Genomic DNA, 5,256 nt, shown 5'->3' on the forward strand with positions numbered 1-5,256 from the left:
GACTTTATCGTTCAGAACGTGGACCGCATCGTCGATGAGTGGGAACGGTTCGCAGCAACCCTGACGCCCGCGGCCACTGCGATGAGTTCACTTGAGCTGCGCGACCACGCCGGGGCGATCCTGCTGGCGGCAGCGCGTGACATGAACACCGCGCAGACCAAGGCCGAGCGCATCGCCAAGGCTCAAGGCGAAGACATCGGCAAGACCCCTACACTTGATCAGGCCGCCGCCAGCCATGGCGAGTTACGGCACATCGTCGGTTTTGATCTGGTGCAGATGACCTCCGAATTTCGTCACCTGCGCGCCACGGTCGTGCGCTTCTGGGCTGAAAGCCAGACGGAGCCCCAGGCCAGCCACCTCACCGACATGATTCGCTTCAACGAGGCCATCGACGAGGCACTGGCCGAGTCGACTGCCGCGTACGCCGACCGCGTCACGCGATCGCGCGACATCTTTCTCGCCATTCTCGGCCATGACTTGCGCGCGCCCTTGCAAGCCATCGGCATGTCGTCCGAAATGCTGATGCGCAAGACCACACTGACCAACGCCGACCTCGCGTACGTCAAGCGCATCAAAAGCAGCAGCCTGTTGATGGGCACGATGATCAGCGATTTGCTGGAGTTCGTCCGCAGCCGCCTGGGCGTGACGCTGCCTGTAGACCGCCAGCCAATGGAGATGACGCTCGCCTGCCGTGAGGCGATTGATGCAGCCACCGCAGGCCAGCCCGACTGCAACGCAGTGTTCACCACTACAGGGGACACCCGTGGCGAATGGGATCAGGCGCGCATCGCGCAACTGCTGCAAAACCTGATTGGCAACGCCTTGCAGCATGGCGCGGCGACGCGACGGGTCGACGTCACGCTCACCGGTGGCGACAGCCATGTGAGCCTCTCAGTGCATAACGACGGCGAGCCGATTGCGCAGGAAGCCATCGGCAGCATCTTCGACCCGCTGGTGCGCTCGGCCAATGAAAAAGCCGGCATCCACAATTCCTCAACCAGCCTGGGCCTGGGCTTGTTCATCGTCAAAGAGGTGGTGAATGCTCACGGCGGCAGCATCACGGTCATGTCAAACGTCGGCGACGGCACCACGTTCAACGTCGAACTGCCGAAGAAAGGCTAACAAGCGCAAGCCCGTTCGGTAAAAATCGGCCAAGAACCAGTCACGATTCTGTAGCAGCCGGCTTGCTGGCGAACCTGTCCGGGCAGTCACCTCAACTGCAACTGACCCCACCGTTTGCGCCAGCAAGCCGGCTCCTGCGAAGGTGCGCAGCAATTCTTCAGTCCAGGAACCGCCCCAAGCGCTGCCTGAGCATGCGGTTTTCTGCCCTCGCTCGCTCAAGCTCTTCCAGCAGATTCAGCGCCAGGGCGACGCCGTCCCATTCCAGCTGCAACTCGTGGTGCAATTTCACCGCACGCTTGGCGACCGACAGCGATGCGCTGTCAAACCGCCATTCGTCCGGGCGCCTTCCCTGGGGTTCGAGAATGCCGTGCTCGACAATCTCGATGACAAAGGCGGCCGGCAGATCGACCACCTCACAGAGCTCCTGCATGCCTATCACCAGGGTGTCGCTCATGATCAGTTACTCCATTGAGCCCTCGGATCGAAAGCGGCCTGCGCGGCCAGCTTCTCCCACAGTGCTTTGGTGGCCTCGTCGGTGGACTTGGGCATGACGATTTTCAACTGCGCGTACAGATCGCCGCGCTGGCCCTGCTTGTTCAACAGACCGTTGCCTTTGACGCGCAGCCGCTGCCCGTTCTGGCTGTCCGGACGGATGGTCAGGTTGATCTTGCCAGTCAGCGTCGGGACGGCGACCTTGGTGCCGAGCGCCGCCTCCCATGGTGCAATCGGCACTGTGATGATCAAGTCGTGACCCTCCACATCGAACATCGGGTGCGGCGCCAGACGGATGATCAGGTAAAGATCACCCTTTTCGCCACCGCCCACGCCCGGAGCGCCCTGTCCCTTGAGGCGAATGCGCTCGCCATCGGTGACGCCCGCCGGGATCTTCACGTTCAGCGTCTTGGTGATGTCTGCCATGCGCTGACCATTGGCGCTGTGTTGCGGCACCTTGAAGCTGATCTGCTTGGACTCGGTGGAGAGCGTCTCCTCCAGAAACACCGCCAGTTCCATCTCCACATCCTGTCCTCGACGCCCCGGGCTCTGCGCCCGACCGCCCTGCTGACCACCACGGTTACCAAAAATGGAGCTGAAGAAATCGGAGAAGTCGCCGTCCTCGAAGTTGCCGCCACCAAAGCCTGGTCCGGCGCCAGCGCCACCACGGCCCTGCCAGCCGGGAGGCGGCTGAAACCGGCCCTGGCTGCCGTATTTGCGAATCTCGTCGTATTCAGCGCGCTTTTCAGGATCGCTGAGCGCTTCGTACGCTTCGGAGGCTTCCTTGAATTTGTCCTCCGCGCCAGGCTCTTTGCTGACGTCGGGGTGATACTTGCGCGCGAGCTTGCGATAGGCGGTCTTGATCGTTTTATCGTCCGCCGTCGGCTCTACGCCAAGGATCTTGTAATAGTCTTTGAAGTCCATCTGACGGTCACCCAATTCTGGAATATCCAGCCCAGTCCGCACCGCGTTTCACATGTGAACGCTGGCAGCGTTGAACGTTGCAAGGTTATCGGCACGCCGTCTCGCGAATTGAAACGCTGTCCAGACCGGCCAAATGCATTAAGAGTTGCCTGCTAGATTGGGGCTAGTGGCCGCAGTTCAAGCCAAGCGGGCAAATTAGCTGCCCGACGGCCTACAAACCGACGTTTCGCGCTACGCATCCGGCGCTCACTCGCATACACTGCGCGGCCGTTTTTTGACTGGTACGTAAAGCAGATGAGCACTCCTTCCCCGGCCCGTGCCCTTGGCATCGATTTCGGCACGTCCAACTCCACGGTCGGCTGGCTGCGTCCAGGGACGGAAACGCTGATCTCGCTGGAGGACGGCAAGATCACCTTGCCTTCGGTGGTATTTTTCAACATCGAAGAGCGCCGTCCGGTCTACGGCCGCCTCGCGCTTCACGAGTACCTCGAGGGCTATGAAGGCCGCTTGATGCGCTCGCTCAAGAGCTTGCTGGGCTCCAAGTTGATCAAGCACGACACCAGCGTATTGGGTACGGCGATGCCGTTCAAAGACCTGCTCGGGCTGTTCATCGGCGAGCTTAAAAAGCGTGCCGAGGCGGCTGCCGGTCATTCCTTTGAGCAAGTGGTGCTGGGCCGTCCGGTGCATTTCGTCGACGACGACGCTGCCGCCGATCAGGAAGCGGAGGACACCCTCGCGGAAGTGGCCCGCAAAATCGGCTTCAAGGATGTTTCCTTCCAGTTCGAGCCGATCGCAGCGGCATTCGACTACGAGTCGACGCTGGACCGCGAGGAGTTAGTGCTCATCGTCGATATCGGCGGCGGTACGTCGGATTTCTCGCTGGTGCGCCTGTCGCCGGAGCGTCGTTTGATCGATGACCGGCACAGCGACATCCTCGCCACCGGTGGCGTGCACATTGGCGGTACCGACTTTGACAAGCAACTGAGCCTGCAGGGCGTGATGCCGCTGTTTGGTTACGGCAGCCGGATGAAAAGCGGCGCCTATATGCCAACCAGCACGCACATGAGCCTGGCGACCTGGCACACGATCAACTCGGTGTATTCACAAAAGTCTCAACTGGCGCTGGGCAGCATGCGCTACGACATTGAAGACACTCAGGGCATCGACCGGCTGTTCAAACTGATCGAGCAACGCGCCGGCCACTGGCTGGCCATGGAAGTCGAAGAGACCAAAATCCAGCTGACCCAGGCGGACAACCGTCTGGTGGCGATGGACCGGGTCGAGCCCGGCCTGAGCGTGGACCTGACGCGCCAGCTGTTCGAATCGTCCATCGATGCGCTGCTCGAACGCGTGCGCGCCAGCGTGACGAACCTGTTGAATGACGCAGGCGTTGGCGTGACTGATGTCGACACGGTGTTCTTCACCGGCGGTTCCAGCGGCATCCCGGCCCTGCGTAACAGCGTCGCCGCGATGTTGCCCAAAGCCCGGCATGTCGAAGGCAACATCTTCGGCAGCATCGGCAGCGGGCTGGCGATCGAAGCGAAGAAGCGCTACGGCTGATTCACGGCTGTCCCGCTTGTTTAGTGGGACCGGCTTTAGCCGGGAAGGCGTCGGGCGTCACGCCGCGAAATTGATGGTGTGCAATCTGGCCCCTTCCCGGCTGAAGCCGGTCCTACTGACTGACCGCGTGCACATCGTAGGACCGGCTTTAGCCGGGAAGGTCGGGCGTCACACCGCACATCTTATGGTGCACAAACGGGCTTCTTCCCGGCTGAAGCCGGTCCTACTGACTGACCGCGTGCACATCGTAGGGCCGGGTTTAGCCGGGAAGACGTCGGGCCTCACGCCGCAAAATTGATGGTGTGCAATCTGGCCTCTTCCCGGCTGAAGCCGGTCCTACTGACTGACCGCGTGCGCATCGTAGGACCGGCTTTAGCCGGGAAGACGTAGGGCCTCACGCCGCAAAATTGATGGCGTGCAATCTGGCCCCTTCCCGGCTGAAGCGGGTCCTACACATCGCGGGCAGCCGTGGAAATGGTTAAAACCGGCGGCTACACCAGCTCCGCCCTGCGCAGTTCGCTCTTCAGGTACGCGTAGTAAATCGGCCCTGCCACCACCCCCGGCAGGCCGAACGCGGCTTCGAAGATCAGCATCGCCAGCAGTAATTCCCAGGACTTGGCGCTGATCTGCCCGCCGACGATCCGTGCGTTGAGGAAATACTCGACCTTGTGGATCACGATCAAGTACCCCAGCGCCGCCATTGCCACCCAGATCGACAACGACATGCCGACGATAAAGATCAGTGTGTTGGACATCAGGTTGCCGACCACCGGAAGCAAACCCAGCAGAAACGTCAGGACGATCAGGGTTTTGGTGAGCGGCAGGTGAACGCCACACAGCGGCAAGATGACTGCCAAAAATATCGAGGTGAACGCGGTGTTCAGCAGCGAAATCTTGATCTGTGCGAAGACGATATTGCGGAAGGCCTGACTCAGCAGGTGCAGACGCTCGAACAGCGCCGCCGCCAATGGCTTGCGCTTGGTGACATCGGGAATGCGCTGCAGGGCAATGATCGCGCCGAGCACCATGCCGATCAGCAAGGTGACGAACATGTGCGCCGCGCCTTTGCCGAGCAGTTGCAGCTCGCCCAGGTGCTTGGTCAGCCAGGCGCTGAGCGACACTTGAAACTCGGTGGCACTGGCCGGCAGGTAGTTGTCG

Annotated in this window: 5 protein-coding genes; 2 read left to right on the forward strand and 3 right to left on the reverse strand. The window is 61.2% G+C overall.

All coding sequences use genetic code 11. The annotated features are described in order from the left end of the window. Positions 1-1,122, forward strand: a 1,122-nt coding sequence (locus tag VF672_RS19240) for a HAMP domain-containing sensor histidine kinase (protein ID WP_331106137.1), incomplete at its 5' end; no start/stop codon positions are given. Positions 1,123-1,279: 157 nt separating this feature from the next. Here the strand turns inward: VF672_RS19240 and VF672_RS19245 are convergent. After that, the gene (locus VF672_RS19245; RefSeq protein WP_331106138.1) at positions 1,280-1,576 is read right to left on the reverse strand and encodes a chaperone modulator CbpM; all 297 of its coding nucleotides are present in this window, start codon (positions 1,574-1,576) and stop codon (positions 1,280-1,282) included. A 2-nt stretch (positions 1,577-1,578) separates the two neighbouring features. Beyond that, on the reverse strand, positions 1,579-2,538 hold the full coding sequence (cbpA, locus tag VF672_RS19250) for a curved DNA-binding protein (RefSeq protein WP_331106139.1): 960 nt from the start codon (positions 2,536-2,538) through the stop codon (positions 1,579-1,581). A 294-nt stretch (positions 2,539-2,832) separates the two neighbouring features. Between cbpA and VF672_RS19255 the strand changes: the two genes are divergently transcribed. Further along, a complete protein-coding gene (locus VF672_RS19255) occupies positions 2,833-4,098 on the forward strand; it encodes an Hsp70 family protein (RefSeq protein WP_331106140.1) in 1,266 nt (421 codons plus the stop codon). Positions 4,099-4,589: 491 nt separating this feature from the next. Here the strand turns inward: VF672_RS19255 and VF672_RS19260 are convergent. After that, a partial coding sequence (locus VF672_RS19260) for a hypothetical protein (RefSeq protein WP_331106141.1) occupies positions 4,590-5,256 on the reverse strand: 667 nt, incomplete at its 5' end.

The sequence above is a fragment of the Pseudomonas sp. genome, from assembly GCF_036387035.1.
Classification (GTDB): Bacteria; Pseudomonadota; Gammaproteobacteria; order Pseudomonadales; family Pseudomonadaceae; genus Aquipseudomonas.